Annotated in this window: 32 protein-coding genes and 3 tRNA genes; 21 read left to right on the forward strand and 14 right to left on the reverse strand. The window is 72.7% G+C overall.

All coding sequences use genetic code 11. From position 1 onward, the window contains the following. Window positions 1-7 precede the first annotated feature (7 nt). Genes OG294_RS38320 through OG294_RS38330 form a run of 3 tightly spaced genes read right to left on the reverse strand, consistent with a single transcriptional unit; the run spans window position 8 to window position 3,320 of the window. The gene (locus tag OG294_RS38320) at window positions 8-1,129 is read right to left on the reverse strand and encodes an NAD(P)-dependent alcohol dehydrogenase (RefSeq protein WP_327071806.1); all 1,122 of its coding nucleotides are present in this window, start codon (window positions 1,127-1,129) and stop codon (window positions 8-10) included. 2 nt (window positions 1,130-1,131) lie between these two features. Beyond that, on the reverse strand, window positions 1,132-2,556 hold the full coding sequence (locus OG294_RS38325; protein WP_327071192.1) for an aldehyde dehydrogenase family protein: 1,425 nt from the start codon (window positions 2,554-2,556) through the stop codon (window positions 1,132-1,134). An 8-nt stretch (window positions 2,557-2,564) separates the two neighbouring features. Next, window positions 2,565-3,320, reverse strand: a complete 756-nt coding sequence (locus tag OG294_RS38330; RefSeq protein ID WP_327071193.1) for a (5-formylfuran-3-yl)methyl phosphate synthase — start codon at window positions 3,318-3,320, stop codon at window positions 2,565-2,567. A gap of 242 nt (window positions 3,321-3,562) precedes the next feature. Here OG294_RS38330 and OG294_RS38335 point away from each other — a divergent pair, with 242 nt between their 5' ends. From OG294_RS38335 to OG294_RS38345, 3 genes are all read left to right on the forward strand, one after another. After that, complete coding sequence (locus OG294_RS38335) at window positions 3,563-4,018, forward strand: hypothetical protein (RefSeq protein ID WP_327071194.1); 456 nt, start codon at window positions 3,563-3,565, stop codon at window positions 4,016-4,018. 243 nt (window positions 4,019-4,261) lie between these two features. After that, a tRNA-Arg gene (locus OG294_RS38340) sits at window positions 4,262-4,351 on the forward strand. Between the two features lie 67 nt (window positions 4,352-4,418). Further along, window positions 4,419-5,765 (forward strand): hypothetical protein, encoded by a 1,347-nt coding sequence (locus OG294_RS38345; protein WP_327071195.1) that lies wholly within the window; start codon window positions 4,419-4,421, stop codon window positions 5,763-5,765. On the opposite strand, the gene OG294_RS38350 is transcribed toward OG294_RS38345, so the two are convergent. Next, entirely contained in the window at window positions 5,682-6,038 is a 357-nt protein-coding gene (locus OG294_RS38350) for a hypothetical protein (protein WP_327071196.1), read from the reverse strand. The genes OG294_RS38345 and OG294_RS38350 overlap by 84 nt on opposite strands. A 71-nt stretch (window positions 6,039-6,109) precedes the next feature. On the opposite strand from OG294_RS38350, the gene OG294_RS38355 reads away from it, so the two are divergent. Then, on the forward strand, window positions 6,110-6,676 hold the full coding sequence (locus tag OG294_RS38355; RefSeq protein ID WP_327071197.1) for an SMI1/KNR4 family protein: 567 nt from the start codon (window positions 6,110-6,112) through the stop codon (window positions 6,674-6,676). A gap of 123 nt (window positions 6,677-6,799) precedes the next feature. Here OG294_RS38355 and cynR read toward each other — a convergent pair whose 3' ends face one another. Beyond that, the gene (gene cynR, locus OG294_RS38360) at window positions 6,800-7,786 is read right to left on the reverse strand and encodes a transcriptional regulator CynR (RefSeq protein WP_327071198.1); all 987 of its coding nucleotides are present in this window, start codon (window positions 7,784-7,786) and stop codon (window positions 6,800-6,802) included. A 124-nt stretch (window positions 7,787-7,910) separates the two neighbouring features. Between cynR and OG294_RS38365 the strand changes: the two genes are divergently transcribed. From OG294_RS38365 to OG294_RS38385, 5 genes are all read left to right on the forward strand, one after another. Then, complete coding sequence (locus OG294_RS38365; RefSeq protein WP_327071199.1) at window positions 7,911-8,516, forward strand: carbonic anhydrase; 606 nt, start codon at window positions 7,911-7,913, stop codon at window positions 8,514-8,516. A gap of 86 nt (window positions 8,517-8,602) precedes the next feature. Beyond that, the gene (gene cynS / locus OG294_RS38370; RefSeq protein WP_327071200.1) at window positions 8,603-9,073 is read left to right on the forward strand and encodes a cyanase; all 471 of its coding nucleotides are present in this window, start codon (window positions 8,603-8,605) and stop codon (window positions 9,071-9,073) included. A 151-nt stretch (window positions 9,074-9,224) separates the two neighbouring features. Continuing rightward, window positions 9,225-9,725 carry a nucleoside deaminase gene (locus tag OG294_RS38375; protein WP_327071201.1) on the forward strand — a complete coding sequence of 167 codons (501 nt, stop codon included), beginning with the start codon at window positions 9,225-9,227 and terminating at the stop codon, window positions 9,723-9,725. Then, window positions 9,722-10,135 (forward strand): NUDIX hydrolase, encoded by a 414-nt coding sequence (locus OG294_RS38380; protein WP_327071202.1) that lies wholly within the window; start codon window positions 9,722-9,724, stop codon window positions 10,133-10,135. The genes OG294_RS38375 and OG294_RS38380 overlap by 4 nt, the downstream gene beginning before the upstream one ends. 54 nt (window positions 10,136-10,189) lie before the next feature. Then, window positions 10,190-10,681 carry an SDR family NAD(P)-dependent oxidoreductase gene (locus OG294_RS38385; RefSeq protein WP_327071203.1) on the forward strand — a complete coding sequence of 164 codons (492 nt, stop codon included), beginning with the start codon at window positions 10,190-10,192 and terminating at the stop codon, window positions 10,679-10,681. On the opposite strand, the gene OG294_RS38390 is transcribed toward OG294_RS38385, so the two are convergent. From OG294_RS38390 to OG294_RS38410, 5 genes are all read right to left on the reverse strand, one after another. Continuing rightward, window positions 10,656-11,378 (reverse strand): 2OG-Fe(II) oxygenase, encoded by a 723-nt coding sequence (locus OG294_RS38390; protein ID WP_327071204.1) that lies wholly within the window; start codon window positions 11,376-11,378, stop codon window positions 10,656-10,658. The two genes, OG294_RS38385 and OG294_RS38390, sit on opposite strands and share 26 nt — an antisense overlap. Next, the gene (locus tag OG294_RS38395; RefSeq protein ID WP_327071205.1) at window positions 11,375-11,800 is read right to left on the reverse strand and encodes a tail fiber domain-containing protein; all 426 of its coding nucleotides are present in this window, start codon (window positions 11,798-11,800) and stop codon (window positions 11,375-11,377) included. Before OG294_RS38395 ends, OG294_RS38390 begins: the two co-directional genes overlap by 4 nt. Window positions 11,801-11,802: 2 nt before the next feature. Then, entirely contained in the window at window positions 11,803-12,342 is a 540-nt protein-coding gene (locus OG294_RS38400) for a hypothetical protein (RefSeq protein WP_327071206.1), read from the reverse strand. A 209-nt stretch (window positions 12,343-12,551) separates the two neighbouring features. Further along, window positions 12,552-13,787 (reverse strand): serine hydrolase domain-containing protein, encoded by a 1,236-nt coding sequence (locus OG294_RS38405; protein WP_327071207.1) that lies wholly within the window; start codon window positions 13,785-13,787, stop codon window positions 12,552-12,554. Window positions 13,788-13,943: 156 nt separating this feature from the next. Continuing rightward, on the reverse strand, window positions 13,944-14,912 hold the full coding sequence (locus tag OG294_RS38410; RefSeq protein ID WP_327071208.1) for an alpha/beta hydrolase family protein: 969 nt from the start codon (window positions 14,910-14,912) through the stop codon (window positions 13,944-13,946). A 191-nt stretch (window positions 14,913-15,103) separates the two neighbouring features. Between OG294_RS38410 and OG294_RS38415 the strand changes: the two genes are divergently transcribed. The 5 genes from OG294_RS38415 to OG294_RS38435 all read left to right on the forward strand — a co-directional run bounded on the left by OG294_RS38415 (window position 15,104) and on the right by OG294_RS38435 (window position 18,277). Continuing rightward, complete coding sequence (locus OG294_RS38415; protein WP_327071209.1) at window positions 15,104-15,724, forward strand: TetR/AcrR family transcriptional regulator; 621 nt, start codon at window positions 15,104-15,106, stop codon at window positions 15,722-15,724. Between the two features lie 110 nt (window positions 15,725-15,834). Beyond that, window positions 15,835-15,924: transfer RNA gene (locus tag OG294_RS38420), tRNA-Arg, on the forward strand. Window positions 15,925-15,964: 40 nt separating this feature from the next. Then, window positions 15,965-16,900: a hypothetical protein gene (locus OG294_RS38425; protein ID WP_327071210.1), complete on the forward strand. Its 936-nt coding sequence runs from the start codon at window positions 15,965-15,967 to the stop codon at window positions 16,898-16,900. A gap of 125 nt (window positions 16,901-17,025) precedes the next feature. Beyond that, window positions 17,026-17,799 carry an alpha/beta fold hydrolase gene (locus tag OG294_RS38430; protein WP_327071211.1) on the forward strand — a complete coding sequence of 258 codons (774 nt, stop codon included), beginning with the start codon at window positions 17,026-17,028 and terminating at the stop codon, window positions 17,797-17,799. Next, window positions 17,792-18,277 (forward strand): MarR family winged helix-turn-helix transcriptional regulator, encoded by a 486-nt coding sequence (locus OG294_RS38435; RefSeq protein ID WP_327071212.1) that lies wholly within the window; start codon window positions 17,792-17,794, stop codon window positions 18,275-18,277. The genes OG294_RS38430 and OG294_RS38435 overlap by 8 nt, the downstream gene beginning before the upstream one ends. 90 nt (window positions 18,278-18,367) lie before the next feature. On the opposite strand, the gene OG294_RS38440 is transcribed toward OG294_RS38435, so the two are convergent. After that, entirely contained in the window at window positions 18,368-18,949 is a 582-nt protein-coding gene (locus OG294_RS38440) for a hypothetical protein (RefSeq protein ID WP_327071213.1), read from the reverse strand. A gap of 172 nt (window positions 18,950-19,121) precedes the next feature. On the opposite strand from OG294_RS38440, the gene OG294_RS38445 reads away from it, so the two are divergent. After that, window positions 19,122-19,490: a nuclear transport factor 2 family protein gene (locus OG294_RS38445; RefSeq protein WP_327071214.1), complete on the forward strand. Its 369-nt coding sequence runs from the start codon at window positions 19,122-19,124 to the stop codon at window positions 19,488-19,490. A 36-nt stretch (window positions 19,491-19,526) separates the two neighbouring features. On the opposite strand, the gene OG294_RS38450 is transcribed toward OG294_RS38445, so the two are convergent. After that, window positions 19,527-19,931: a carboxymuconolactone decarboxylase family protein gene (locus OG294_RS38450; protein ID WP_327071215.1), complete on the reverse strand. Its 405-nt coding sequence runs from the start codon at window positions 19,929-19,931 to the stop codon at window positions 19,527-19,529. Next, complete coding sequence (locus OG294_RS38455) at window positions 19,931-20,593, reverse strand: class II aldolase/adducin family protein (protein ID WP_327071216.1); 663 nt, start codon at window positions 20,591-20,593, stop codon at window positions 19,931-19,933. The genes OG294_RS38450 and OG294_RS38455 overlap by 1 nt, the downstream gene beginning before the upstream one ends. Window positions 20,594-20,730: 137 nt before the next feature. Here OG294_RS38455 and OG294_RS38460 point away from each other — a divergent pair, with 137 nt between their 5' ends. The 5 genes from OG294_RS38460 to OG294_RS38480 all read left to right on the forward strand — a co-directional run bounded on the left by OG294_RS38460 (window position 20,731) and on the right by OG294_RS38480 (window position 24,557). Then, a complete protein-coding gene (locus tag OG294_RS38460) occupies window positions 20,731-21,159 on the forward strand; it encodes a MerR family transcriptional regulator (RefSeq protein WP_327071807.1) in 429 nt (142 codons plus the stop codon). A 116-nt stretch (window positions 21,160-21,275) separates the two neighbouring features. Then, window positions 21,276-21,365, forward strand: a tRNA-Arg gene (locus tag OG294_RS38465). A gap of 161 nt (window positions 21,366-21,526) precedes the next feature. Further along, entirely contained in the window at window positions 21,527-21,745 is a 219-nt protein-coding gene (locus OG294_RS38470; protein WP_327071217.1) for a hypothetical protein, read from the forward strand. Window positions 21,746-22,217: 472 nt separating this feature from the next. Next, window positions 22,218-23,684 carry a DUF2252 domain-containing protein gene (locus tag OG294_RS38475; RefSeq protein ID WP_327071218.1) on the forward strand — a complete coding sequence of 489 codons (1,467 nt, stop codon included), beginning with the start codon at window positions 22,218-22,220 and terminating at the stop codon, window positions 23,682-23,684. 111 nt (window positions 23,685-23,795) lie between these two features. Beyond that, the gene (locus OG294_RS38480) at window positions 23,796-24,557 is read left to right on the forward strand and encodes an esterase/lipase family protein (protein ID WP_327071219.1); all 762 of its coding nucleotides are present in this window, start codon (window positions 23,796-23,798) and stop codon (window positions 24,555-24,557) included. 49 nt (window positions 24,558-24,606) lie between these two features. On the opposite strand, the gene OG294_RS38485 is transcribed toward OG294_RS38480, so the two are convergent. Next, the gene (locus OG294_RS38485; protein ID WP_327071220.1) at window positions 24,607-25,506 is read right to left on the reverse strand and encodes a C1 family peptidase; all 900 of its coding nucleotides are present in this window, start codon (window positions 25,504-25,506) and stop codon (window positions 24,607-24,609) included. A 461-nt stretch (window positions 25,507-25,967) separates the two neighbouring features. On the opposite strand from OG294_RS38485, the gene OG294_RS38490 reads away from it, so the two are divergent. Next, the gene (locus OG294_RS38490; protein ID WP_327071808.1) at window positions 25,968-26,207 is read left to right on the forward strand and encodes a hypothetical protein; all 240 of its coding nucleotides are present in this window, start codon (window positions 25,968-25,970) and stop codon (window positions 26,205-26,207) included. Window positions 26,208-26,216 lie beyond the last annotated feature (9 nt).

Genomic DNA, 26,216 nt, shown 5'->3' on the forward strand with positions numbered 1-26,216 from the left:
GTCCGGGTCAGCCGTCCCACCCCGGCGGGACCAGGACGGGCTTCACCACGCGCCCCGCGTCGCAGTCGCGTTCGGCCTCGTTGACGGCGGCGAGCGGGTAGCGGCGGATCAGCTGGTCGAAGGGGAACCGCCCGGCCTGCCAGAGCCCGGTGAGGCGTGGGATCAGCAGCCCGGGCACCGCGTCGCCCTCGCAGATGTGCGAGATCCGCCGGCCCCGGTCCAGGGTCCCCGGTTCGAGCGGCAGCGCGGCGTGCAACCGGGCCACCAGGCCGAGGTGGCCGCTCGGGCGCAGTGAGCGGAGCGCGGCGTTGATCAGCGGGACCGAGGCCGTGGTGTCCAGCGCGTACTGCGCGCCGCCGTCGGTCAGCCGCCGGATCCGGTCGGGCAGGTCGGCCGAGGCGGCGGTGCGCAGCGGGATCGCCCCGAACCGCTCGGCCAGGGCCAGCCGTTCGGTGTACCGGTCGACGGCCACCGTCACCGCCCCGGCCGCGGAGGCCGCCATCACCGCGGCCAGGCCCACCGCTCCCGCACCGAAGACCGCGAGGGTGTCGCCGGGGCCGACGGCGAAGGAGTTGAGGACCGCTCCGGCACCCGTGAGGAAGCCGCAGCCGAGCGGTCCGAGCAGTTCGAGGGGCAGCGCGCGGTCCACCCGGACGGCGTTGCGGGCCGCAACCACCGCGTACTCGGCGAACGAGGACTGGCCGAACCACCGGGGAGCCAGCTCGCCCCCGGCCGCGTCGGTGAACCGCGCCGCACGCTCCTTGCCGCCCAGGGGCTTGCGCCCGCCGAAGAGGTTGAGCGAGGCGAACTCGTCGCAGTAGGCGGGGGCCGCGGCCAGGCAGCTGCGGCAGTGTCCGCAGGAGTCGAAGCTCAGCACGACATGGTCGCCGGTGCTCAGACCGGTGGCCGCACCGCCCGTCTCCACCACCACCCCGGACCCCTCGTGGCCCAGCACCGCCGGCAGCGGTGAGCGCCCCGCGGAGCGCCGGACCGCGAGATCGGTCCGGCACATCCCGCAGCCCGCGATCCTGACCAGCACCTCGCCCTCGGCCGGCCCCTCGTGCAGGACCACCTGCTCGACGGTGAACGGGCCCTCGTACGAGCGCAGGACCGCTGCGCCGAACCTCATCGTCACCTTCCGCACTCCTCCTCGGGGCCCGGCTCCGGGCGGTGCACGACGAACGGCCTGAGGTTCCCGTAGAGCCCCCACGGCCCGCCCGCCACGCCGACCCCGCTCTCCTTGATGCCCGCGAAGGGCTGGGCGAGGGAGAGTTCGGCGTGGTGGTTGATCCACGCCGTCCCGCACTCCAGCCGGTCGGCCACCGCCTCGGCCCGGTCGAGGTCCGTTCCCCACACCGAGCCGCCCAGCCCGAAACCGGTGCCGTTGGCCGCCGCGACCGCCTCGTCGAGGTTGCGGTACGGCAGCACCGGGAGTACCGGGCCGAACTGCTCCTGCGTCACCACCGGGCTGTCGGGCGGGACATCGGCCAGGATCGTGGGGGCGAAGAAGTAGCCGGGGCGGTCCAGCCGGTGGCCGCCGGCCATGGCTCGGGCACCGGCGGCCACCGCCTGGGCCGTCCACCGCTCGACCCGCGCGAGTTGGGGGGCGTTGTTGAGCGGCCCCAGCTGCGTGCCCGGGTCGAGCCCGGCGCCGACGACGACGGCCTTCGCCCGCTGCGCGAGGGCCTCGACCACCTGCGCGTGGAGCCGGGCCGGGACGTAGACGCGCTTGACGGCCATGCACACCTGCCCGCAGTTGCGGAACGCCGCCCAGAAGAGCCGGTCCGCGATCCGCTCCACCGCCACGTCCTCCAGCAGGATCGCGGCGTCGTTGCCGCCCAGCTCCAGGGTGACCCGGGCGAGCGAGGCCGCCGCGCCCTGCGCGACGGCCCGCCCGGTGGGCACCGAGCCGGTGAAGGTCACATGACGGATCCCCGGGTGGGCGGCCAGGCGGGCGCCGAGGGGTTCGCGACCGGTGACGACGGTCAGGACGCCCTCGGGGAGCGCGGCGGCGAGGACGGACCCCAGCAGCCGGGTGGCCAGCGGCGTGAACGGCGAGGGCTTGAGCACCACCGTGTTGCCGGCGGCGAGTGCGGGCGCGAACTTCGCCGAGGCGAGCTGCAGGGGGAAGTTCCACGGGACGATCGCGGCGACCGGCCCCAGCGCTCGCCAGCGGAGCTCGCTGCGCACCGGTCGGCCGTCCGCGATCGGCTGGGGCCCGGCGTGCAGGCCGGCGAAGTAGCGCAGGCGGGCCGCGCTGCGGGCGATCTCCGCGCGGGACTCGGCCAGGGGCTTGCCCTGTTCCCGGGTGAGCAGGGGAGCGAGGTCGGCCCCGGCCGCCTCGACGGCGTCGGCTGCCGCGAGCAGCGCGCGGGTGCGGGTGGCGGGATCGGCGCGCCAGTGGTGCCAGGCCTCCTGGGCCCGGCCGACGACGGCGTCCAGCTCCTCCGGTTGCTGGTCGGGGGCCTCGTCGAAGACCTCGCCGGTGGCCGGATCGACGACGGCGAAGTGCCCGCCGCGGGTGGTGTTCGTGGGCCGGGGCCGCGGTGTCGGCATGCCGGCGGTCAACTCGCGGTGGTGGCAGCGGCCGCGTGCTCCCGGGCGTGGCGGTCCATCTCCGCGCGGAAGGCGGCCACCAGGTGTGGCTGGATCCGTCCGGTGGTCCGGTCGCCCCCCTCGCAGACCGCCCCGCGCACCCCCACGATGTCCGTGCCGATACGGGTCAGCGCGCCGAGGTCGGCCGCCTTGACGCTGCCCGCGAGGGCGGCGAGCAGCTCGGCCTCGTGGGCCAGCCGGACGAACTCCGCGCAGACCTCGGGCGGCACGTGGTCGAAGAGCCGGCTGCCGTCCTTGACCGCGGTGTCGAGCATCGCGGCGTCGCTGCCGGAGCGGCGGGCGATGTCGGGCAGGGCGAGCGGGTTGATGCAGCCGATCCGGTGGGCGTCGGCATAGCCCGAGGCGACGACGAACGCGTCCGCCCGGTACTCCTTCACGGCCCGGACGACCCCGCGCATGACCTCGACGGCCTGGTCGGGCGTCGTGCACCCGTAGAGGCCGACCTTGATGTACGTGGCCCCGGAGACGGCCGCGCCGAGCGCCGCCTGGGCCACCGTGCCGGGCTTGAACGGCACGTCCCCCACGGTGGCGGACACCGGCTTGTCCGCCGGGACCACGTCGCGGATCTCCCTGATGACCCACGGGAAGTTCGCGCCGAGCGAGCCCTCGTCGGGCTTCTTGACATCGACGATGTCGAGGTGCTCCGCCGCCTTCGCGCAGTCGCGGGCCTCCTCGACGCTGTCCGGGGATATGAGAAGCAGCAACGTGGATTCCTTCCACCGCAGTTCACCGCCTACGGGCAGCTATGCGGAGCCGGTCGCATCACTTGTGGTCCGCTCATCATTGCCGCGGCCGGTGACCACCGGTAGGGCGCGCTGAGTCCGGCCGGGGCGCAATCCTGGCATGTACGCCCCCTTGCTGCCGCCCACGCCTGTGCCGGGACCCGCCGGGCGCGGGAGCGCGCATGAGGTAGCGTCATGGTGCTCTGCAGCCAAAGGAGTTCATCATGTCCGCCCTCACGACCCCGTTCGGCTTCAGCAGCACCGCCGCCGAAGTCGCCGCCGGCATCGACCTCACCGGCCGCCGCGCCGTCGTCACCGGCGCCTCCTCCGGCCTCGGCACCGAGACCGCCCGCCGCTGGGCCGCCGACGCCATCACCGCCAACGCCCTGATGCCCGGCGCCATCTACACCAACCTCCAGCGCCACACCGAAGGGCGCGGCAGCGGCACGGTCTCCGCCGACCTCATCAAGACCGTCGAACAGGGCGCCGCCACCTCGGTCCTGCTCGCCACCTCACCCCTGCTCGACGGCATCGGTGGCCGTTACTTCGTCGACTGCAACGAGAGCGCGACCGTCGACCGCCGCACCGGCAACCTCCAGGGCGTGGCCCGCTACGCGCTCGACCCGGAGGGCGCCAGGCGGCTGTGGACGCTGTCCGAGGACCTGCTCGCCGCCGCGTGACGCCTCCCGGGCGCGTGCCGCACGGATGCTGCAACTCCGCGGCGCCCCAGCGGGCGACGTGCACGGTTCCCTGCTGGGCGGTGGTCGGCTCGTCGGCACGGTACCGCCCGGCGGTGCGCTCAGGCCGGGGCGCTCAGGGGGGCGTGTCAGCCGGGGGTCAGCGTCACGTCAGCGGGTCCGGTCATAGTTGGTGGCACAGGGACGGACCGCGGCGGGCAGGGCAGCCGGAGCGGTCGGTCCCGGGGAGAGGTGCCCGGAGTGGTTGATCGGGGACCGGGGCGCCTGGCTCCGGTCGGGCGCAAGCCCACGCAGGTTCGAATCCTGCCTTCTCCGCCTGACGCCCATGGCGACGGCGAAAACCGCTGGTGGCCCGGCAGCCGGCGCGGGATGCTCGGTGCCGATGAGCGACTTCACGTATGCCGAACCGGCCTCCCTCCACGGCCTGCTCCAGCGCGGACGCGGCCTCGGGGCCACCGCCGCGCTGGGCGACCCCCGCGCCGCCGCCGACCTCGTGTACGCGTGCGCCGTCACCGACACCCGCTGGGACCGGCAGACCGAGCATCGCAGTGCCTACCTCGCCCGGTTGATCCACCGGCTCGGCCTGCCGCTGCAACCGATCGAGGCACACCTCCTCGCCTTCACCGGGGACGACGCCGACCGGATCGAGCCCACCCTGCGGATCCTCACCCTGCTGCCGCTGCTCGGCCGGTCCGACGCGGTGCCGGTGCTGCGCCGCTACGCGGTCGACGGGCGCCACTGGGCCCTCGCCCTGGAGACGATCGCGTACAGCAGGGCCTGGGAGGAGGTGCCGGAACTCGGCGCCGGGCTCGACGCGGAGGTCCTGGCCGCGCGTGACGATGCCGAACTGGCCGCCGCCGCGGACGGGGAGTCGCAGCCGTGGACCTCCTGGGCGCGGGTCCGGCCACGAGTCCGACGCCTCCTCGGCGACGACGTCGGCACCGCCGAGCAGGCGCACCACCGTCCGGTCCGAGCCGACCTCGCGGGCGTCGCCGCCGCGGAACTGCTCCGGCTGGTCGCCGAGGGCCCCGCGCGCGGCAGACAACTGGCCCTGCGGGAACTGGGACGACGCGGCGACCCGGTCGTCCTCGACCTGGCCGAGGACCTCGAACTGCGCAACGCCGCCGGCTGGACACCCGGCATCGTCCAGGCCCTGCACCCGCTCGCCCACGCCGCCGTGCCCCGGGCCCGCGCCTGGGCCGACAGCGGCGACGAGGTGCTCGAACGACTCGCGGTCGAGGTCCTCTGCGGGTTCGGCGAGACCGAGGACGGCCCGTACCTGCTGGACGCCCTCACCACGGCCGTCGCCCAGGGCGCCTGGTGCGCGACCGAGTCACCCGCCCGGGGGCTGGGGCGGCTCGGCCTCGCTGCTGCGACCGAAGTGCTGGTGAGCGCCTGGGAGTCGACCGTCCACTCCCGGGCGCGGGAGGCGATCCTCGCCGGTCTGCGCGGTTGCGCGCCCTCGGCGACGGCGGACGGCTTCACCGAGGAGGGGCTCCACGACTGCGAGCCCGCCGTCCAGGAGGCCGCCTGCGCGTGGGCCCCTGACACGCCGGCAGCCCGAGCCGCACTCGACGCACTGTGCACCGATCCGCTCGTGCCCGAACTCCACGCGCAGGCCCGCCACCGCCTCGACCGGAGCCGGTCAGCCGACGGGGTTCTCGGGCGCGAACAGCTCCAGCGGAGCGCCCTCCACCGCGAACGCGGTGAATCCGGTGCCGGTGCCTGAGGTGTGGTCCTCGCCCTGGTCCCAGCGCACGCCCTGACCCGCGGCGATCGCGATCCGCTCACCGTCGGGCCCGGCGACCCATCCCTCGCCCGCGATGAACAGGAGCAGTTGCGGGACGGGGGCCGGGTGGGTACCGATGATCCCGCCCGGCTCGACGCGCAGGCAGGTGAGGTGCACCGCGCCTTCGCCGGCGGCGATGCGGGTCGCGTGGAGTCCGCTGCTGCCGAACCTGGTGATGAGCCGTTCGGCGCGCTCGAAGGCAAAGATCTCCATGGTCCCCCCTGGGCCTGGTGCGGAAGACCGCGATCATAGGGCGGCCGCCGCCCGGCCACTACTGTTCCCGGGTGGCCCATGACAGCACCGACCCCACCCGGCATTGGGACAGCGCCTCGATCCATGCCCGTGTCGAGGCCATGGCCCAGGCCGATCCCGCGCGTCGGCGCTTCGGCTCCGACTGCCACGGCTACCGGCTTCGGCCCCCGTTGGCGGAGGAGACGATCCGGTCCTTCGAGCGGCAGCACGGTGTCCGGCTCCCGGGCTCCTACCGCGCGTTCCTCAAGGAGGTCGCCGACGGCGGAGCGGGCCCGGACCACGGGGTGTTGGGCCTCGACGAGCAGGTGGACGAGGAGGACGCCCTGCACCAGCTTCGCGAAGAGGACCGCCATGCGGGCTTCCTGGCCGCGCCGTTCCCGCACACCGACGCGTGGCCGGGGCCGGGCCGGGAGGGCAGCGCCAAGTACTCGGTGCAGGGGAGCCTGGTGCTCGGGGAGCAGCGCTGTGGCACGTTCTCCCGGCTGGTCGTGACGGGGAGGAACGCCGGCCAGGTATGGACCGACGACCCCGTCTGGGGCGGCCTGACGCCGGGGCCGGACTTCCGTGCCTGGTACACGGCTTGGCTGGCCGTCGGCTGAGCCGTGGCAAAACCGGTCGCGCGCACCGCTCGTCCGCACCCAGAATGCCGTGATCACCACGATGCAGAGGGAAGCAGTGCGATGACCAGCCGGCGGCAGGCCCGAGCCAGTCTGGGTTGACCGTCATTCACCGGGATCGAGCAGGCCCTCGGCGCCGTGCGCGCCGGGGGCCTGCCGCGCCGTGGGCGGGGCGTAGCCGCGGTCGCGGATGTGGTCGGCGGTGAGCCGGGTGAACGCCCGGGCGGCGGTGCTCCGGTAGGCGTTCTCGCGCCGCAGCAGGGCCACGGTCCGTGCGGGGAGGGCGGGTTCGAGGGGGAGGGGGGAGAGGTGGGGGTGGTCGTGGGTGATGGCGTCGGGCAGCACGGTGGCCAGGTCGGTGCGCTGGACGATCTCGGTCAGGGCCTGGATGGAGTTGGCCTCCACCGTGATCCGCGGCTGCACCCGATGGCCGGCGAAGTAGGCGTCGATGTGGCCGCGGGTGGCGAAGTCTCCGCTCAGCAGCGCCAGTTGACGGCTGGCGAGCTCCCGTACGGGTAGCGGCCCCTGCGTGCCCTGCGTGCCCTGCGTGCCCTGTACGGCCGCGGGCCGGTCGGCGCTCGTGACCAGGCTGAGGGTCTCGGTGAACAGGGCGGTGGCGGTGATCCCGGGCAGGTGGGGGCCGTCGAAGGCGATGCCGAGGTCGAGGTCGTCGGCCAGCAGGCCGGCCTCGATGCGGTCCTGGGTCATCTCCCTGACGTCCAGGGTGAGGCCGGGGTGGCGGGCGTGGAACGCGGCGGTGAGGGGGCCGATCAGGTAGGCGGTGAAGGTGGGAGTGAGGGCGAGGCGCAGGTGGCCGCGGGAGAGGTCGGCGACGTCCAGGACGGCGCGCTCGGCCGCGTCCAGGTCGCGCAGCGCCCGGTGGGCGTAGTGCACGTAGGTCTCGCCGGCGTCGGTGAGGCGCACGGTGCGGCCGGTGCGGTCCAGCAGCTGGGCGCCGACGGTGCGCTCCAACTGCTTGATCTGCTGGGAGAGGGTGGGCTGGGAGATGCGCAGGTCCTCGGCGGCGCGGGTGAAGTTCGCGTGCTCGGCGACGGCGATCAGGTAGCGCAGGTGACGGAGTTCCAGGGCCATGAGCCAACTATAGATGTCATCGATCGAAGGCATTGACAAGAGGTCTTGGACTCTATAGCTGCTGGTCATGCATGGTGGATCTCGTCAGCCCCACCGGGGCGGACAGCCACCGAAGGGAGTGACCATGCACAAGCTCACGACCACGCACCCGCTCACCGAGGGCGTCGCGCGGTTCCGGCGTGAGGCCTACCCGGCCAGAGCGGAGCTCTTCGCCCAGCTGGCGACCACCCACCGGCCGTCGACGCTCTTCATCAGCTGTTCCGACGCCCGCGTGGTGCCGGAGCTGATCACCGGCAGCGAGCCGGGCGAGCTGTTCGTCATCCGTACCGCGGGGAACCTCGTCCCCGCCTACGCACCCGGCCCCGACGGCATCGCGGCCAGCATCGAGTACGCGGTCGCGGTGCTCGGCGTCACCGACATCGTCGTCTGCGGCCACTCCGCCTGCGGCGCGATGACCGCGCTGGCCGAGAGCCACGACCTGGGCGCCCTGCCGACCATCGCCGACTGGTTGCACCACGCGGACGCCGCGCTGGCCCGCACCACCACGGCCGGGGTCGACGCACTCGTGCGGAGCAACGTCCGCGCCCAGCTGGCGAACCTGGTCACCCACCCGTCGGTGGCCCGCGCCCTGGTGCAGGGCACGGTCACGCTGCACGGCTGGTGCTACGACATCGGCAGCGGCGCCGTCGAGGAGCTCGACGTCGTGAACCCCTTCGCCGCCGCGGCCTGAACCCCCACTCCGCTCCCCGCCAGTTCCGATCCCTCCGACAGTTTCGAACCGCAACAGTTCTGAACCACCCGAAAGGACCTCCTCTCATGGTGCACGCCCAGTTCGACAACACCGCTCGTCAGGCCCTGGCCGCCAAGGCCGTGGATGCCAAGATCCGCAAGGACCTGTCCTGGCAGCAGATCTCCGACGCCGCGGGCCTGTCGGTCGCCTTCGTCACCGCCGCCGTCCTCGGCCAGCACCCGCTGCCCAAGGCCTCGGCCGAGGCCGTGGCCGAGCTGCTGGACCTGGACGCTGATGACACGCTGGTGCTGCAGACCATCCCGACCCGCGGCTCCATCCCCGGCGGTATCCCCACCGACCCGACGATCTACCGCTTCTACGAGATGCTCCAGGTCTACGGCACCACCCTGAAGGCCCTGGTCCACGAGCAGCTCGGTGACGGCATCATCTCCGCGATCAACTTCAAGCTGGACGTGAAGAAGGTCGCCGACCCCGAGGGCGGCGAGCGCGCCGTCATCACCCTGGACGGCAAGTACCTGCCGACCAAGCCCTTCTGATCCACCGCCTGCCCGATCCACCTGATCGGCAGGCCCCCGATCGGCAGGCGCCCGATCGGCAGTACCCGGGGCGGGCCCGCGACGGAGCTGGCCCGCCCCACCGCCCCACCCCCGCACTCCCGCTCCACCCGCCCTCCCGGAAGGAATCCCCATGGACTTCGCGCAGCGCACGATCGACATCGCCCGCAGGAACGTCGAGGAGGGCGGCCGCCCGTTCGCGACCGTCATCGTCAAGGACGGCGAGATCCTCGCCGAGTCCCCCAACCGGGTCGCGCAGACCAACGACCCGACCGCGCACGCCGAGATCCTCGCCATCCGCGAGGCGTGCACGAAGCTGGGCACCGAGCACCTGACCGGCACCACCATCTACGTGCTGGCCCACCCCTGCCCGATGTGCCTGGGCTCGCTGTACTACTGCTCGCCGGACCAGGTCGTCTTCCTCACCACTCGCGAGGACTACGAGCCGCACTACGTCGACGACCGCAAGTACTTCGAACTCGACTCCTTCTACGGCGAGTTCGCCAAGGACTACACCGAGCGCCGGCTGCCGATGCGCTACGAGGGCCGCGACGCCGCGGTGGACGTGTACAAGCTGTGGCAGGAGCACAACGGCGGCGAGCGTCGCGTGGCCGGCGCTCCCACCGCACGATGACCGTGCCCGAGGTGATCGAGAAGGTGGCGTGGATCCGGCTGGACGGCGGCCGGCTCCTCGCCACCCGCACCCACGGCCGCGAGCTGTTCTACCTGCCCGGTGGCAAGCCCGAACCCGGCGAGACCCACGAACAGGCCCTGGTACGCGAGATCGCCGAGGAACTCGGCGTCACCCTGGATCCCGCCACCCTCGCACCCGTGCTGACCCTGGCGGCCCCGGCGGACGGCAAGCCGGCGGGCACGCTGGTGCGCACCTTCTGCTTCACCGGCGAGGGCGTGGGCGAGCCGGCACCCCGCGGAGAGATCGCCGAGATCACCCACCTCACCCACGGCGACCACCCGCGCGCCAGCCCCGTCGTCCGGCAGCTCCTGGACCGGCTGGCGGCCACCGGCGAGCTGCTGCGCTGGTAGCGGCGCCGGGTGCCCGCCCCGCAGCTCCGGGGGGATCGCGGGTGTCATCCGTCGGTGACGTTGCCCTGCAGCCTGTCGAGTACGCGCTCGAACTTCGACCGCGCGATCCGCATTAACATCCGCGGCACGTTCCTCGGTATGAAGTACCAGATCGCGGCGATGCTGCACGGGCCGGGCGGGGCGATCGTGAACATGGCCTCGATCGCCGGCCTGCACGGCGTGGCCGACCTCGCCGGTTACACCGCCGGCAAGGCCGGGATCATCGCGCTGACCCGGGTCGCGGCACTGGACTACGCCGAGCAGGGGATCCGGGTCAACGTCGTGGCACCGGGCCCGATCCTCACCCACCGTCTCGAAGTGGCGGGCGAGCAGGCGCAGTTGCTGGCGGCCGGGGCGACGCCGATGCGGCGGGTCGGACGAGTCGGGGAGGTGGCGGCGACGGTGCTGTGGCTCTGCTCCGGCCAGGCCTCGTTCGTCACCGGGGCGGTACTGCCCGTCGACGGCGGCCAGTTCGCCGGACTCAGGCCGCCGCAGATGCACCGGTAGGGGCAGGCGGTTCGCTCGGATCGGGGCTGCACAGCCAGCCGTTGACGGCGAAGCGGCTGTCCGCGTGCTGCCTGCTCGGGCAACGGACCGGCCGTACCTCGTGCCAGGCGGTCGGGCGGAAGAACACGATGCTGTCGTGCTCGGGCTCCCAGTCCCGCCAGCTCTGCTGCCTCCAGTCGCCGGTCGTCGCGGTGTGCAGCGGCAACGCGGCGTCGAACACCCGCAGTTCGCCGCCGTCGAAAGGCCGGGGCGTGCGATGGAGGTAGTACACGAAAGTGAGCAGCCGCCTGGGGGCGAACTCGGCGCTGGTGTCCTGGTGCGGCCGGTAGAAGTCCCCGTCGTTGTGCACGTTGAGGCCGTAACTGGGTTCGGTGTACCGGCAGGAGACGCCAAGGGTGTGCTCGACCGCCTCCAACACCTCGTCGATGGCCGTCAGCAGCTCCGGCGCGGCGAAGTCCGGGCAGGAGCGGGACCGGCGTACGTCGGGGACCAGCTCCTGGTCCCGGATCAAGGAGGGCTTCAACGCGTCGCCGGTGGCGGCGACGGCGCGTTCCAGCAGGGCGCCGGCCGTCTGCTCACCGAGGAGGTGCGTGATGCGGCAGACCGTCGCCGGAAGCCGCCAGATCGCGTCGGTGGAGATCGGCGACGGCTGGTCCGTCGCCTCGGACGGTTCGGCCGCGGTGTCCTGGATCGTCATGCCGTGCTGCCTTCCGGATCGCGATGAGTGTTCCGCAGCCGGCCCACTTCGGCCGTGAGCTCTTCCACGCGGCGGTTGAGGGCCTGGACGCACACCAGGGCGACACCGAGGGCGTCGACCACGGGGATGGTGGTGCCGTCCTGGTTGAAACCGAAGGCGGCCTGCCAGTCCTGGGCCATCGGCCCCAGGTGGCGCACGTCCTCGGGCTCCCAGAGGTAGCGCCAAGTGCTGATCGGCAGCGCGGCCACCGTCTCCAGGACCGCGTAGCCGTTGACCGCGCCGACCGGGGCCACCGTGCCCGTCTCCGGCCCGTCCGTCTCCCGCACGTCCGTCTCCGGCGTGCCCGGCTCCCGCGTGCCGGGCGAACGACGGGCCGGGGCACCCTGGTTGGTGGCCCGGGACCGCCGGTGGAAGAGCCGCACCGCTACCGGCTCCAGTCGACCGGGAGCACGTCCTGCTTGAGCCCGCGGTCGCTGCAGACGGCGCACGGGTTGCCCGGGACGCCGGGGCCCTGGTCGGTGCCGACGGTGATCGCCCCGTGGGCCCCGGCCGGGGCGTGCACGCCGTCGCCGACCAGCGCGGCCTCGTAGCCGCCCAGCAACTCCTGCAGGGTCCCCGGGCCCAGGTCCTCCGGAGCGGCGATCGCGGCGATGCCGGTGTCGTCCGTGTAGGCCATCCCCAGTGTACGGCCGCCCATGGTGGCGAACACGACCTTCGCGCCGCGGATGGGCTCCCCGGTCACCGCGTCGGACGCCATCGCCTGGATGTTCTCCAGCTGCATCTGGGTGACGTTCAACGTGGCCTGGCTGGCCGTCAGCCGAGTCGGCTGCAGGTTGGGGCACTGCGCCCCGCTGCACGGCGCCGCCGACGGGGCGGTCGCCGACGCGGTGACAGCACTGCCCGCGCCCAGCGATGCCAGGGCCACGGCCAGCACCGCGACGGACTTCCGGCCTACAGAACTCATGTCCACTCCCAGCACGCAACGGGCGCCGCCCCTTCGGACGACCCGACCGAGCGTAGCCACGCCCATCCGGCCCAACCAGCCGACAATCGCCAGTTCGCGCAATCTGATGAACAGTCAGCACGGTTGTGACGAACACGATCGACGCGCACAAACCCATGAGCGATCGCCGAGGTGCCGGCCCGGCACGCGTGCGTCAGTGGGTGCGCGCGTCAGTGGGCGCCGGCAGGGTTCTGCGGCGGGGTGAGGACGGCGGCGATGAGGCGGTTGGCGAGGGCGGGGGTGCTGGGGGCGTCCGAGGTCGCGGTGCCCGCGTCGTAGACGACACGCAGCCGCAGGTCGCGCGTGGCGAAGAAGGCGCCCGCGTAGCCGAGGTCGTGCCCGGTCTTGCCCCAGAGCACGGTGCCGTCCGGCAGCGCGATGGTCTTGACGCCAACGCCGTAGCAGGCCTTGCCGGTTGCCGGACCGGTGTTGCAGTCGCTGCCGTCCACGTACGGTACGGGGTTTCCGTTGCCGTCGCGCGGCAGTGCGAACAGCTCGTCGAGCTGGGCGGTGGCCAGCAGCTTGCCGCCGTACAGCGCGGTGACGAAGTGGTCGAGGTCGGCGGCGGTGGAGATCATCGCACCGGAGTCGTCGGCCTGCCTGGTGACGTCGACCGGCCGGCCGGTGCTGTCGGTGACGTAGCCGTGCAGGGCGGGCCGGGGCATCCGGGGGTCGCCCGCGGGCGCGGTGGTCTGGTTCAGGTGCAGGGGGCGCAGCACCCGGGCGGTGACCTCCTCGGAGAAGGAGTGGCCGGTCAGCTGCTCGATGACCGCGCCCGCGACGCGGTAGCCGAGCGAGCTGTACTCCTGCTCGGTGCCCGGTGTGAAGTGCAGCGGCGGCGTGGAGCCGTCCGCCGGGAACAGGCTGGCGCGGATGATCTCGTCGAAGGTGAAGTAGTCGAGGCGCTCGTCGAGGACCTGGTCGACGGTCGGGTTCGGGCTGCCGAAGCTCATCGCGGGCAGTCCGCTGGTGTGGTTGAGCAACTGCCGTACGGTGATGGGTGGGTAGGAAGCGGGCAGGGTGCCGGGCAGGTAGTGCTGGACGGTCTGGTCGAGGTCGACCCGGTGCTCCGCCTCCAGCTGGAGCAGGACCACCGCCACGAAGGTCTTGGACATGCTGCCGATGTGGAAGTGCGCGTCGGGCGAGATCGTCCGGCCGGTGAAGGCGTCGGTGGAACTGCCCTGCCACACCTGGTCGGGCGTGGCGACCCGGGCCACCTGGCCGCTCATCCGGTCGCCGGGTTCGAGTGCCACGGCCGCGTCCAGCGCGGTGGTGTTCAGCGCGGGGCTGGACGCGGTGAGTGCCGGGCCGTGCGGTTCGGCCGCCGCCGCCGGGAGGACGCTCGCCGAGGCCAGTGCGGCGGTGGCGAGGAGCAGCGGGGTGAGACGGCGCTTGAGGGTGTGCATCGGTGTCCTTGGGGTGATCAGGGGCCTCGGTCGAACGCCCGCGAACATCCTGGTCCTTCGTGATCGGACGGCGCATCACGTGCGACCCCGGACCGCCCCGGAGACGGACCCTGACCGGCGTCAGGGTCCGCTGTCCGGGGTGATCAGCTGGCGGGCCTACTTGGACTCGACCCGGCCGAGCGGGTCGGCACCGGCCGCCAGTTCGTCACATGCCGTCTGCCAGGACCGGTCCCCGGGGTGGAGCTGGGTGCGCAGGTAGGCGCAGGTGAGCCGTTGGACGGCGGCGACCCGCTCGGGGTTCTCGTCCGTGGTCTCGGCGACGTCGTATCCGGCGATGCCGCCGAGCCCGTGCTCGGCGTCGACCAGGGTGAGCAGGGACTTGGGGCCGGGGGCGAGCTGGTACGGGTCGGTGTGCCAGGCCGGACCGCGGACCGTCAGGTGGGCGGAGTCGTCCTTGTCTCCGGCGACCACGAGGGTGGGCGTGGTCATCCGGGAGAAGTCCATGGCGGAGAGGAAGGAGAGGACCCCGGTCGCGGAGTCGCTGAGCGCGTCGCCGCCCCGGCCCGGCGCGGCGAGCAGGACACCCGCCTTGATCCGGGGCTCGGCCAGGTCCACCTCCGTTCCGTCGTCGGGGTCGGTGAGCCGGGCACCCAGCAGCAGGCTCGCGGTGTGCCCGCCCATCGAGTGGCCGGCCACGGCGACCTTGCTGTGGTCCAGGCGCCCGCGGAGCTGCGGGACGGCGGCCTCGATCGCGCCGAGCCGGTCGAGGATGCGCGTCATGTCCTCGGCGCGCGACCTCCAGTACAGCGGTGCGCCAGGGGTGTTGGGGTCCAGGTTCAGCGTCCGGGAGCTCAGGTGGGTGGGCTGGATCACCGCGAAGCCTTGCGCCGCCCAGTAGTTGGCGAGGGGGGCGTAGCCGTTCAGCGAGGAGAGGTGGTTCGAGTGGCCCTGGCCGTGCGAGAGGAGGATGACCGGCAGGCCGGCCCCGGTCACGGGCGCGGAGACCCGCACCTGCAGGTCCACGGCCCGGTCGGGCGTCGGCAGCACGACCGGACTGACCGAGAGGACCGGGGTGGGCGGGGTTGGCGGGGTGAAGGAGTCGGTGGGGCGGGCGGATTCACTCATGGTGGGCAGGTCCCTTCGAGGGCCTCGGCCGCCGGCCGCGGTCGGTCGGCGGCGGGGGAGGTGGTGGGGAGCGTCCGGCTTCGGTCACGGGCCGTCCGGCCCCGAGGTTGAAGCGGAGCGTTGTTCCATTTACGATACGGAACAGGGTTCCGCTTTGTCAAAGGTCACAAGACCACGGTGAGGAGTGTGCGATGCCTGCTGCAGTCCCCTCCGGGGAGGTGCCGGCCAGGACCAGGCGGGCCGACGCGCAGCGCAACGAGCACAACCTGCTCGCCGCCGCGGCCGCGGTGTTCGCCGGCTCGGGCATCGATGCGCCGATCCGGGAGATCGCCGCCGTCGCGGGCGTCGGCGTGGGGACGGTCTACCGTCACTTCCCGGCCCGGGCCGACCTCGTCGTCGCCGTCTACCGCCACCAGGTCGAGGTCTGCGCCGAGGCCGGCCCCAGACTGCTGGCCGGCACCGACTCGCCGTTCGCGGCACTCCGCCAGTGGGTCGACCTCTTCGTCGGCTTTCTGGTCACGAAGCACGGGCTCGCCAACGCGCTCGGGTCCGACGCCGACGGCTTCGACGCACTCCACCGCTACTTCCTCGACCGCCTGGTCCCCGTCTGCGCCCACCTGCTCGACGCCGCGGCCGACGCGCACGAGATCCACCCCGGCGCGCACGCGTACGAGCTGATGCGCGGTATCGGCAACCTCTGCATCGGACGCGACGGCGACCCGCGTTACGACCCCCGCCGACTGGTCGACCTGCTCCTCGCCGGACTTCGGTGCCCGCAGCCGCTCCGACCCGGCCGGACGTCATGCGGGTGACGTCAGCCGGGGGTCAGTGGCGGGTCAGTGGCAGGTCAGTGGGGCGGGTCATAGTTGGTGGCACAGGGACGGACCGCGGCGGGCAGGGCAGCCGGAGCGGTCGGTCCCGGGGAGAGGTGCCCGGAGTGGTTGATCGGGGACCGGGGCGCCTGGCCCCGGTCGGGCGCAAGCCCACGCAGGTTCGAATCCTGCCTTCTCCGCCTGACGCACCGTCTCGCCCGGCCCCGTAGGCTCGCGTCCATGATCTCCGAGGTGAACGCGCGCGAGCTGTACGAGGCGCTGATGTGGCACGAGGGTCCCGACCCGCACCGGGCGGCCGTGCTGCCGTGGCTCGCACGGGCCGACGGCGACTACCGCGCCCGGCTGGCAGTGGCGGCCGAGTGCAGCGGTTGGTGGAGCGAGCAGGGGGAGGCGCCCGGTGGCCAGGACCTCCTCTGGGAGCTCTACGGCCTGAGCCGGGTCAGCGACTGGCTGCTGCTCGCCTTCCAGCCTCCCGCCGAGGAGCCTTCGGCCGCAGGGCCCGCCACCACCGCCGCCACCGGGCCGGCCACCGTCACCGCCGCCGCCGAGTACGAGTACCTCGCCCTGTTCAGCGCGCTGGGGATGACGCCGTTCGACGGGAGCGCCTTCGACCCGTTCCTGCACGAGATCGTCGAGGTCGAGCAGGCCGACGACCCGCACGCCCCGATCGAGATCACCGAGGTCCGCTGGCCCGGTCTGATGCTGGGCCGACTGCTCTTCAGCCGGGCCGGCGTGCGGGTCCGTGCCGGTGCCGAGCACGCCCGGCGCGGCGTCGCCGACCGCTCGCCCCTGTACTGGACCTTCCGGCGCCGCAACCGCCCCACGATCGACTCCTCCCGGGGCTGGGGCAGCAACTCGCAGTGGCGCACCGACTTCCGCCTCGACTACCGCACCCCGACCGCCGACCGGCTCAACGTCGCCGGCGACCGCCCGATCGACGGCAGCACCGACCTCGCCCCCGACCACCCGGCGAACCTCAGCCCCGAGGAGCGGCTCCTGACCCCCGGCGAACGACGCGAACTCCTGCGCCACCGCTGCCTCCTGCGGCCCCCCGGCGCCGCCGCCACGCTGGCCGCGTCACCGGGCTGGGAGGGCGACCTGATGCTCTTCGACTGGCGGCTGCCCGATTCCGACTCGCCTTCCCGCGCCGCCTGAGTGGCGATGCCTCGCACGCGTCCGGCGTCGTCGGCCGCGTCGCCGCTCCGCTTGTTCGATATCGCGTTCGATATATGACCCAGCTTACATGTGTCACGACATATATGTCGCGTAACATGTTCTCCATGAACACTGCGACCACTGCGAACACCGCAGAGAAGAGTCCGACCCTCGTCTTCATCCCCTGCCTCTCCGGCGCCCCGTGGAGCGCCGAACAGCTCGCCCCCTACGGCGAGGCGGCCAAGCGCACGCTGCGCCTGCCCGAAGGCGTCCGTGACATCGAGCGCTACGCCGACCACGTCGAGAACGCGATCGCGGACCTCGACGACTACGTGCTGGTCGGCGACTCGTTCGGTGCGAACATCGCGCTCGCGCTCGCCACTCGCCGCCCGCAGGGACTGCGCGCCCTGGTGCTGTCCGGCGGATTCGCGGCCAACCCGATCGACTCGAAGCCGCTGAAGGCGCTGGCGCAGGTGATGGGCAAGGCGCCCGGTCCGATCTACCGGCAGCTGACGCTGCGAGCCCATGTCCACCGTCTCGCCTCCCCGTTCGACGGCGAGGGCCAGGTGCCCTGGAGCGAGGCGCGCAGCCGCGAACTGTTCCTCGCCAACACCCCGGCCGCCTCCTACGGTGCGCGCGTGTCGGCGATCTTCGCGGCCGACTACGTCGACGTGCTCGGCCGGGTCCAGGTCCCGACCCTGATCCTGACCCCCGCGCACGACGTGCTGATCGGCGAGAATGCCGCCAAGATCATGCTCGCGGGCATCCCCGACGCGCGGGAGGTCGTGCTGCCGCGCACCGGCCACATGTTCCGCTTCTCCCACCCGGCCACCTATGCCGGCGCGGTCACGGACTTCATCGCCGCCCTGCCGGCCACCCGACAGGACGCCGATGCGTAAGGCCGAACACCTGCGGTACGCGATCCTGGCAGCCCAACGCGAAGGCAACCGGCTGCTGATCCAGGCCCTCAAACCCCACGGCATCACGCCGTCGCAGGCCGAGGTGCTGCGCCTGCTCCAGCAGCACGGCACCTTGAGCCTCAACGGGCTCGGACAGCTCCTGGTGTGCGAGAGCGGCACCAACCCCAGCCGGCTGGTAGAACGCGCCGTCGCGGCCGGGCTGGTCGAGCGCCGCACCGACGCCGAGGACCGCCGCTACCTCCAACTCAGCCTCACCCCTGAGGGTGAACGCCTGGCCACCACGGTCGCCGGCATCGAAGAGGCCGTCTACACCTCGATCGACACCGCCTCCGACGGCCTGGAGACCGACGCGCTGCTCGACTTCCTGCACAGGCTCATCGACACCCTGCCCGCGGGCGAGGCCCTCAACAAACGCCTCAGCCTCGACCAGGAGCAGCTGGAGCAGCTGGAGCCGTGACCAACAGGCTGTCCGGGTGAGGTCTTTGATCCAGATCATCGGGGCGGGGACGGTCGTGGAGTCGACGCCGACCAGGGACAGGCCGGTGGCTCAGGGGACGAAGTGGGCTCCCAGCAGCCCGCGGCCGGCCTCGGCTGCGGCGCGCCATACCGGGGGGACTCCGTCGAGGAGCGTGTCGATGTCGGCCCGGGTGCCCTCGTCGCGCAGGGCGGCGGTCAGGAGGTGTTCGGCGTGGGGCCGGCTCTGGGGGCTCCAGGTGAAGGCGTGTTCGATGGCGGGGAGGGTGTCGCGGACCTGGGCGGGGGTCAGGATGAGGTCTCCGAACCAGCCGGGCAGCTGGGCGAACCGCTCAGGGCCGAGGGCGAAGGCCAGCGCGGCCGCCGGGAAGGAGTTGCGGGCGGAGGCGGCGAGGTAGGGGAGGGATTCGTCGCGGCCGTGGTTCCAGGCCTCGTAGACGAGACAGATCCGCTCGTCCAGCGCGGACGGCGCGGCGGATTCGACGAAATCGTGCCGGGAGGCCTCGGTGCTTCCCACCTCCTGCCACCACCGGAGGAGGTCCTTGGAGGTGGGATGTGCCGCCTCGTCCTCGATGGCCGGCCGAAGCTCCGGTGCGTACCGCGTGATGGCCTCGGCCTTCATCGGCACCAGGCACCACATCCCCAGGAAGCTCAAGGCGTCCCCCTCCGTCGACCGTTCGTCCTGGCGCCATGCTGCCATCGCGGTCCGACAGGCATGGGTCGAGCCCTACCTATGCGTGACCGATTCCACCGCTCCGGATCCGGCCTACCTTTTTGACCAGCGGGAAACGCCGCGAAGCACGGAGAATCCGAAGAGGAGCAGGAACATGACGAACATTCAGGACCTCGCCGCCCAGTACCTCGCCACCTGGAACGAGACCGACGCCGAGGCCCGCCGCAAGCTGATCGACACCTACTGGGCCGCCGACGCGACCTACACCGACCCGCTGGTCGAGGCGGCGGGCCGGGACGCGATCGACGCCACCATCGGCGCCGTGCAGGCCCAGTTCCCCGGCCTGGTCTTCACCCTGGGGGCGAACGGGGTGGACGCCCACCACCGGATCGGCCGCTTCACCTGGGACCTCGGTCCGGCCGGCGCCGAGGCGCTGGTGGTCGGCTTCGACGTCCTGGTCGCCACCGAGGACGGCCTGATCGCCTCGGTGCTCGGCTTCCTGGACCAGGTCCCCGCGGCCTAGGCGTTCTGACCCGTGAGGTCGGGGAAGCCGTGGTGGTCAGCCTGCCGCGGGGCCTTGCAGCGGCAGGAGTCCGGCGATGATGTCGATGCCGAGCGCGTAGGCCGGGACGCCCGCGGTGATCAGTGCGGTCTCGGCGACGCCGATGAGGTCGGCGGGGCCGGCGCCCGCGTGGAGGGCGCCGCGGGCGTGGATCCGGGCGGGGTCCGCACAGCCGAGGGCCAACAGCTGTCCGAAGTGGACCAGTTGCTGCACCCGCGCGCCCAACGGACTGTCGGCCAGGACGATGTGCCGCAGGCTCGCGATCGCCTCCTCGGTGGGGAGGCGGCCGAAGTCCTGGGCCAGGCGCAGCCGTTCCTCCACGCCGTGCGGAACGGCTCCGAGCGTGCTGCGGTAGCGGTCCCGGATTGCCTCGGTGCGCCGGGGGAGGGTGTCGTCCGCCATCAGGAGACCCGCGCGATCGCGGCTCGCACGTCCGCCAGGGCGCCGTCGGGGAAGTCCACGGCCCCGCCGATCGCCGCCGCGGCGAGCTCGGCCTCGGCGCTCTCCTCGATCGCCACCACCAGGTGGGCGGTGGCTGCCGAGTCCGGGCCGAAGACCAGCAGGCCGTGGTTGGCCAGCAGGACCGCGGCCGTCGTCGGGCGGTCTGCCAGGACGGCGGCGATGCCGCGCACCGACACGTCCGACCCGCGCGGGCCCCAGGGGACCACCGGGACGTCCTCGGCCTGCCCGAAGCGCAGCATCGGCTCGGTCCGGCACGGCAGCGGCCGGTGGGCCACCGCGAAGGCCGTCGCGGCGGGCGAGTGGGTGTGGATGATCGCGCCCACGTCGGGGCGGGCGCGGTAGACGGTGCTGTGCATGGCGATGATCTCGGCGCTGACGGACTGCAGCGCGCCCGCGAGGACCTGACCGTCGGGACCGACGGTCGCCAGCTGCTCGGGCCGCAGCCCGCGGGCGAACCCCGGCGTCAGCAGGAAGCGCCCGCCGTCGAGCCGGGCACTCAGGTTGGCGTGCCCGGAGTGGGACATCACCCCGGCCGTGAAGAGGTTCTCGGCGGCTTCGACGAGCTGGTGGGCCCGCTCGTTCTCCACGCGTGTGTCGGTCATGTCGGTGACTCCGAACTCGGTTGCCGGCGGCTGTTCCATTCGCCGCCGGCCGGCTGCGGACCACTCTTCAACTTGAACTAAGGTTTAAGTCAAGCGGACGGGAAGAGCGGACGGGACGAGGGGCGTGCGGCGTGCGTATGACGATCGGCCGACTCGCCGAGATCACCGGGGTACCCGCCTCGGCCGTCCGGTTCTGGGAACGCCACGGCCTGCTGCCGGCGCCCGAACGTCAGGGCGGGCAGCGGCGCTATCCGGCGGAGACCGCCGAGCGGATCGTGCTGTTGCGCAAGTGCCAGCAGGCCGGGCTGTCGCTGGCCGAGATCGGCGAGCTCCAGCAGGAACGGTCGCGCAGGCAGGCGATGATCCGGGCCAAGGTCACCGAGATCGAGCAGCGCATGGTCGACCTCGAACACGCCCACCAGATGCTGACGCACGCCCTTCAGTGCAGCCGGGAGGACATCGTCGACTGCCCGAAGTTCCGTGAGCAGATGGCGACTTGGCGGACACCGGGAGCAGCGGAGGGTGAGGGCGGCGGTCGTCGACCGTCAGCCTCCGGGAGCAGCTAGGCCGGCGTGCGGGTGACGTCAGCCGGGGGTCAGTGGCGGGTCAGTGGGGCGGGTCATAGTTGGTGGCACAGGGACGGACCGCGGTGAGCAAGGTGGCCGGAGCGGGTCGGTCCCCGGGAGAGGTGCCCGGAGTGGTTGATCGGGGACCGGGGCGCCTGGCTCCGGTCGGGCGCAAGCCCACGCAGGTTCGAATCCTGCCTTCTCCGCCTGATGCCGGATGCCGGACGCTGGCTGTTCCGACACCCGGCTGTTCCGGTGGCCGGCTGTTCCGACAGCCGGGCGCTCGGCTGCCGCGCGACCCGCTCCCGACCCGGCCCGGGCGGGACCCCGACGAGGGAAGCCGGCCGGGTCTGACAGACTGGGGATCATGACCGTTGACCGCCGCAGCCTCGGGCTGCCCGCCTTCTCCGAGCCCGTCACCGACAGCTCCGTGCCCGCCCAGTCCGCTGCGCGCCGCCCGGCGCCGCTGGAGCAGGGCGCGGACTTCCGCGAGCCGCCCGGCGAGGAGGAGCCGGCGCCGAGCCCGGTCCGCCGCGCTGTGGGCCTCGGGGGCCTCACGTTCTCCGACCCGGACCGGCAGATCTGACCGGAGCCGCAGGGTAACCACCTGTAGCGACTGGAGCCCGCCCGGTGCGGGCGGGCACAGCCGGCGGGCCCGGGGTGGGTGGGCCCAGCCGGTGGGTCCAGCCGGTGGGGGAGGAGTTCAGGCCGGCTGCTCGGGCCGCTGGACGCGTGTGTCCCGCCGGGGAGCCTGGTCGAGTAGCTCGACGCGTGTGATCCGCCCGTCGGCCACGTCCCGTGCGGTGATGAACGTCACCGTCTGCCCGGCGTCCGGGCTCGTCCGGGTGATGTCGTCCCCCCGGCTGCCGCCCCGGCGGACCGCACCCCTTGCTGGGCTGGGCCGGGCTGGGCGAGCGGGCGTCGTGGGCCGGGCTGCGGTACGGGCCTGGGGCGCGCGGGCTGCCGGGCGGCGACTGGGCGGAGCAGACTGGACAGGGAGTCCCCCAGAGCGTCGCTGATCGGTCCGATCGGGCGGCGCGGAGCCAGGAGGTGCTTCGATGACCCAGGAAGCAGCCACGATCGAAGCAACCACGGTCGAAGCAGCCAGGGCCGCCGACCCCGCGCGATGGCAGACGCCCGAGCAGCGGGCCGCCCGCGGCAAGGCGGCTCGCGAGGCCGCGCCCCGGTCGAGCCACGCGTGGTTCGAGCCCGCCGCGCATCGACCCGATCCGGTGCAGGTCCTGGAGGGCCAGTCGGCCACCAGGGTGCCCGAGCTCGTGCCGATCCGCTACGGCCGGATGACCGAGTCGCCGTTCCGCTTCTACCGGGGTGCCGCCGCGATCATGGCCGGCGACCTGGCCGCCACGCCGAGTTCCGGGATCAGAGCCCAACTCTGTGGCGACGCACACCTGTTGAACTTTCGGCTGCTGGCCTCGCCGGAACGCCACCTGCTGTTCGACATCAACGACTTCGACGAGACGCTGCCCGGCCCGTGGGAGTGGGACGTCAAACGCCTGGCCACCAGCCTGGTGATCGCGGGGCGCGCCAACGGCTTCACGGACGCCGAACGCGCCGCCATCGTGCTGGCGACCGTGCGGTCGTACCGCGAGTCGATGCGCCGGTTCGCGGGCCTGGGCAATCTCGCCGTCTGGTACGCCCAGGCCGACATGGCGAAGGTGCAGGACGCCCTGGAGTTCGGGCAGTTGGAGGAGCGGGAACGCCGCCGCATGTCCAAGGCCATCGCGAAGGCACACACCCGGGACAGCCTGCAGGCCTTCGACAAGCTGACCGAGGTGGTCGACGGCAGACGCCGGATCCAGGCCGACCCGCCCCTGCTGGTGCCGATCGCCGACCTGCTCCCCGGGGCCGAACGGGACGTGCTGGAGGGCGAACTCCGCGAACTGCTCGAACGCTACGGGCGCTGCCTGCAGTCCGACCGCAGAGCGCTGCTCGGACAGTTCCGGATCGTCGACATCGCCCGGAAGGTGGTGGGCGTCGGCAGCGTCGGTACGCGGTGCTGGATCATCCTGCTGCTCGGCAGGGACGGCGAGGACCCACTGTTCCTGCAGGCCAAGGAGGCGGACCAATCCGTGCTCGCCCCCTACGCCGGCGGGAGCGAGTACGCGACCCAGGGCGAGCGGGTGGTGGCCGGGCAGCGGTTGATGCAGGCCGCCAGCGACATCTTCCTCGGCTGGGAGCGGGTCCACGGCATCGACGGCCGCCAACGCGACTTCTACGTCCGCCAGTTGCGCGACTGGAAGGGCATCGCCGTGCCGGAGCTGATGTCGCCGACCGGCCTGCTGGCGTTCGGCGAGTTCTGCGGCGCCACGCTCGCCCGCGCCCATGCGCGCTCCGGGGACCGGATCGCCATCGCCGCCTACCTGGGGCGGAGCGACACCTTCGACCGGGCACTGGCGACCTTCGCCGAGAGCTACGCCGACCAGAACGAACGCGACCACCGGGCCCTGGCCGACGCGGTGCGCACCGGGCGGGTCAGGGCCGAGCAGCCGGCGGCTGCGGCTTGAACCACGAAGCCCGGGTGCTCGGGTTTCCGGCTTCTCGTCACGGTCGTGAGGGGGACCCTCTAGCATGGGCTTGTCGGATGCATGTCACATGCTCCTGGGGAGGGCCCGCCGTTGCGCCGCTTCATCACCACCGCCCTGGCCGCTGCCGCGGCCGTGACCCTGCTGGCCTCGCCCTTCGCCGGTCCGGCGATCGCCGCGCCGGCCGAGGCCGCTGTGCCCGCTGAGGACGTCACCACGACTCCGGTCGTCTTCGTCCACGGCCGCAACGCCCCGCCGGCCGTGTGGGGCACCATGGAGGCCGCGTTCGAGGCCCAGGGCTATCCGGCCGGTCGGCTCTTCGCGTTCGACTACGACACCTCGCAGTCCACCAACGAGACGGTGGCGGGACAGCTGTCCGCCTACGTCGACCAGGTGCTGCGGCAGAGCGGCGCCGGTCAGGTCGACATCGTCGCGCACAGCCTGGGAAGCCTCTCGGCCCGCTGGTACGCCAAGTTCGGCGCGGGCGGCGGCAAGGTCAGGAACCTCGTCACCCTCGGCGGCCCCAACCACGGCACCGACCTCGCCTGGGCCTGCAGCCTGTGGGACCAGGGCTGCCGCGACATGACGCCCGGCTCCTACGTCGTCAGCCACCTGGACGACGGCAGTGAAACCCCGGCGCCCGTCCGGTACTTCGCGTTCTGGTCGCCCTGCGACGAGCAGATCCTCCCGAACGCGAGCGCCGAACTGGACGGCGCCGCTGACGTTCGGACCGGCTGCCTGAAGCACAACGCCCTGCTGACCGACCCCGCGGTCGCCGCCCAGGTCATCGCGGCCCTGACCGACGCCCCGGCAGTGGGCGCCCACACCCCGGGATCGGGTGCCCACGACGGATGAGGGCAGCAGCGTGGGCCGCGCCCCGGCGGGGGCGCGGCCCACGGGCGGGTCAGTAGACGCCGCCGCCGGTGTTGACGATCGAGCCGACCGCGTCGGCCTCCTCGATCTGGTTGGTGACGAAGCGCCACGGCACGGTGAAGTAGCCGTTGGCGCCCCACGAGGAGCCCCACGAGTTGGCGATCTTCACGCCCTGGGAGTTGTAGCCGACGATGGCCACCTCGTGGCCGCCCAGCGGCTGCCCGGCCAGTTCACCGCTGGTCGGGTAGTACGAGTAGTTGGCCGCGGTGGCGGGGGTGATGTCCTCCAGGCTCTGGTACACCTCGAAGGCGAAGACCACCGGCTGGCCCTTGGCGAGCGAGGTCTTGATCTCGCTCTGCAGGGAGCTGCCGGTGCGCAGGGCGGTGTAGCCGGAGAGCTTCCAGTGGGCCGCGTTCGTCTTCTCGGCCGCGGTGGGCTGGGTGGTGTAGTCGAAGTCGCCCTGCCAGTAGTCGGCCTTGGTGTCCAGGCCCTGGCTGGTCAGGATCTTGAAGTGCTGGCTCGCGTAGCTGCCTTGGTCGTCGCCCCGGGCGATCTGGGCGTAGGTGTACATCGGGGCGTGCGGAGCGCCCTGGATGCCCTGCTCGCCCTCCAGGATGCCGATGGCCGAGTAGTCGATGGCCCACGCCACGCAGGAGCCGACCTGGCCCTGGTCGCCCACCTGCGGAAGGTAGTTGCTGAGGTCCACGCTGGCCGGCACCGTGGCGGCGGGGGCGAGCGCGTGCGGGGCCAGTGCGGCGCCGCCGCTCTGCTGCGCCGCCGGGTCGGGCAGCGCGCCGAGCGCGAAGTGGTGGTGGCCGTGGGCCGGGGTGGCGGGGGCCGCGACCGCGGCGGGGATCGCGGCTGCGCCGAGCGCGCCGGCTATCGCCAGGACCGCGATGGCACGGCCGCGCAGGCTCTTGTTCTTGGACACGTGTGTTTGTTCTCTCTCTCGTGGGGGTCGCGCTGCCCGGCGGCGGATGGGGGCAGCCCGGCAGCGTCACAGAAAGCGGCTGCCGGGCCACAGGGCCGGCAGCACGGAACACGGTCGAACGGTCGAACGTCGAACAGGACGGCAGAGCAGGGCGGTTGAGGTGCATGAGGGGGGAACCGCGCAGCCGTCAGCGGAACATGACTCACCTTAGGCTTATGCGTTCCAAACAAACCAGGCCGTCTATTGGACATGACCACAACACGACAAACGGCTCTCATAGTCGACACCGGGCTTGCGCTCGGGTCTCCGGTTGTGCCGCACCGCCGAGGCGAGTCCGGGCGCGCCCGCCTTGACAGATTAGGTAAGGCTTACCTAATTTAGGGCCCATGTTCCGCGATCAAAGCGACGTCACCGGCCCGTCCACCGGCCCGTCCACCCGTCCGTCACGCCTGCGGGTCGGCCTGCTCCCCATCGACCCGCAGGCCGACCCCGGGCGCCGCGCCTGGGTGGCCTGCCCCGGCTGCGACGACGCGCGCGACTGCGCGGCCTGCGCGGAGCGGCGCACCTGTGGTGAGCACTGGCGCTACCTGCTCTCCAACACCGGCAGTCTGCTCCACCTGCAGTGCCCCGCCTGCACCCACGTCTGGGACCACGAGACCGGCTTCGGTGCCACCCGGCACCAGCACTGCCGACTGGCCTGAAATCCCGCG

This window comes from Kitasatospora sp. NBC_01302, from assembly GCF_035976515.1.
In the GTDB taxonomy this organism is placed as follows: domain Bacteria; phylum Actinomycetota; class Actinomycetes; order Streptomycetales; family Streptomycetaceae; genus Kitasatospora.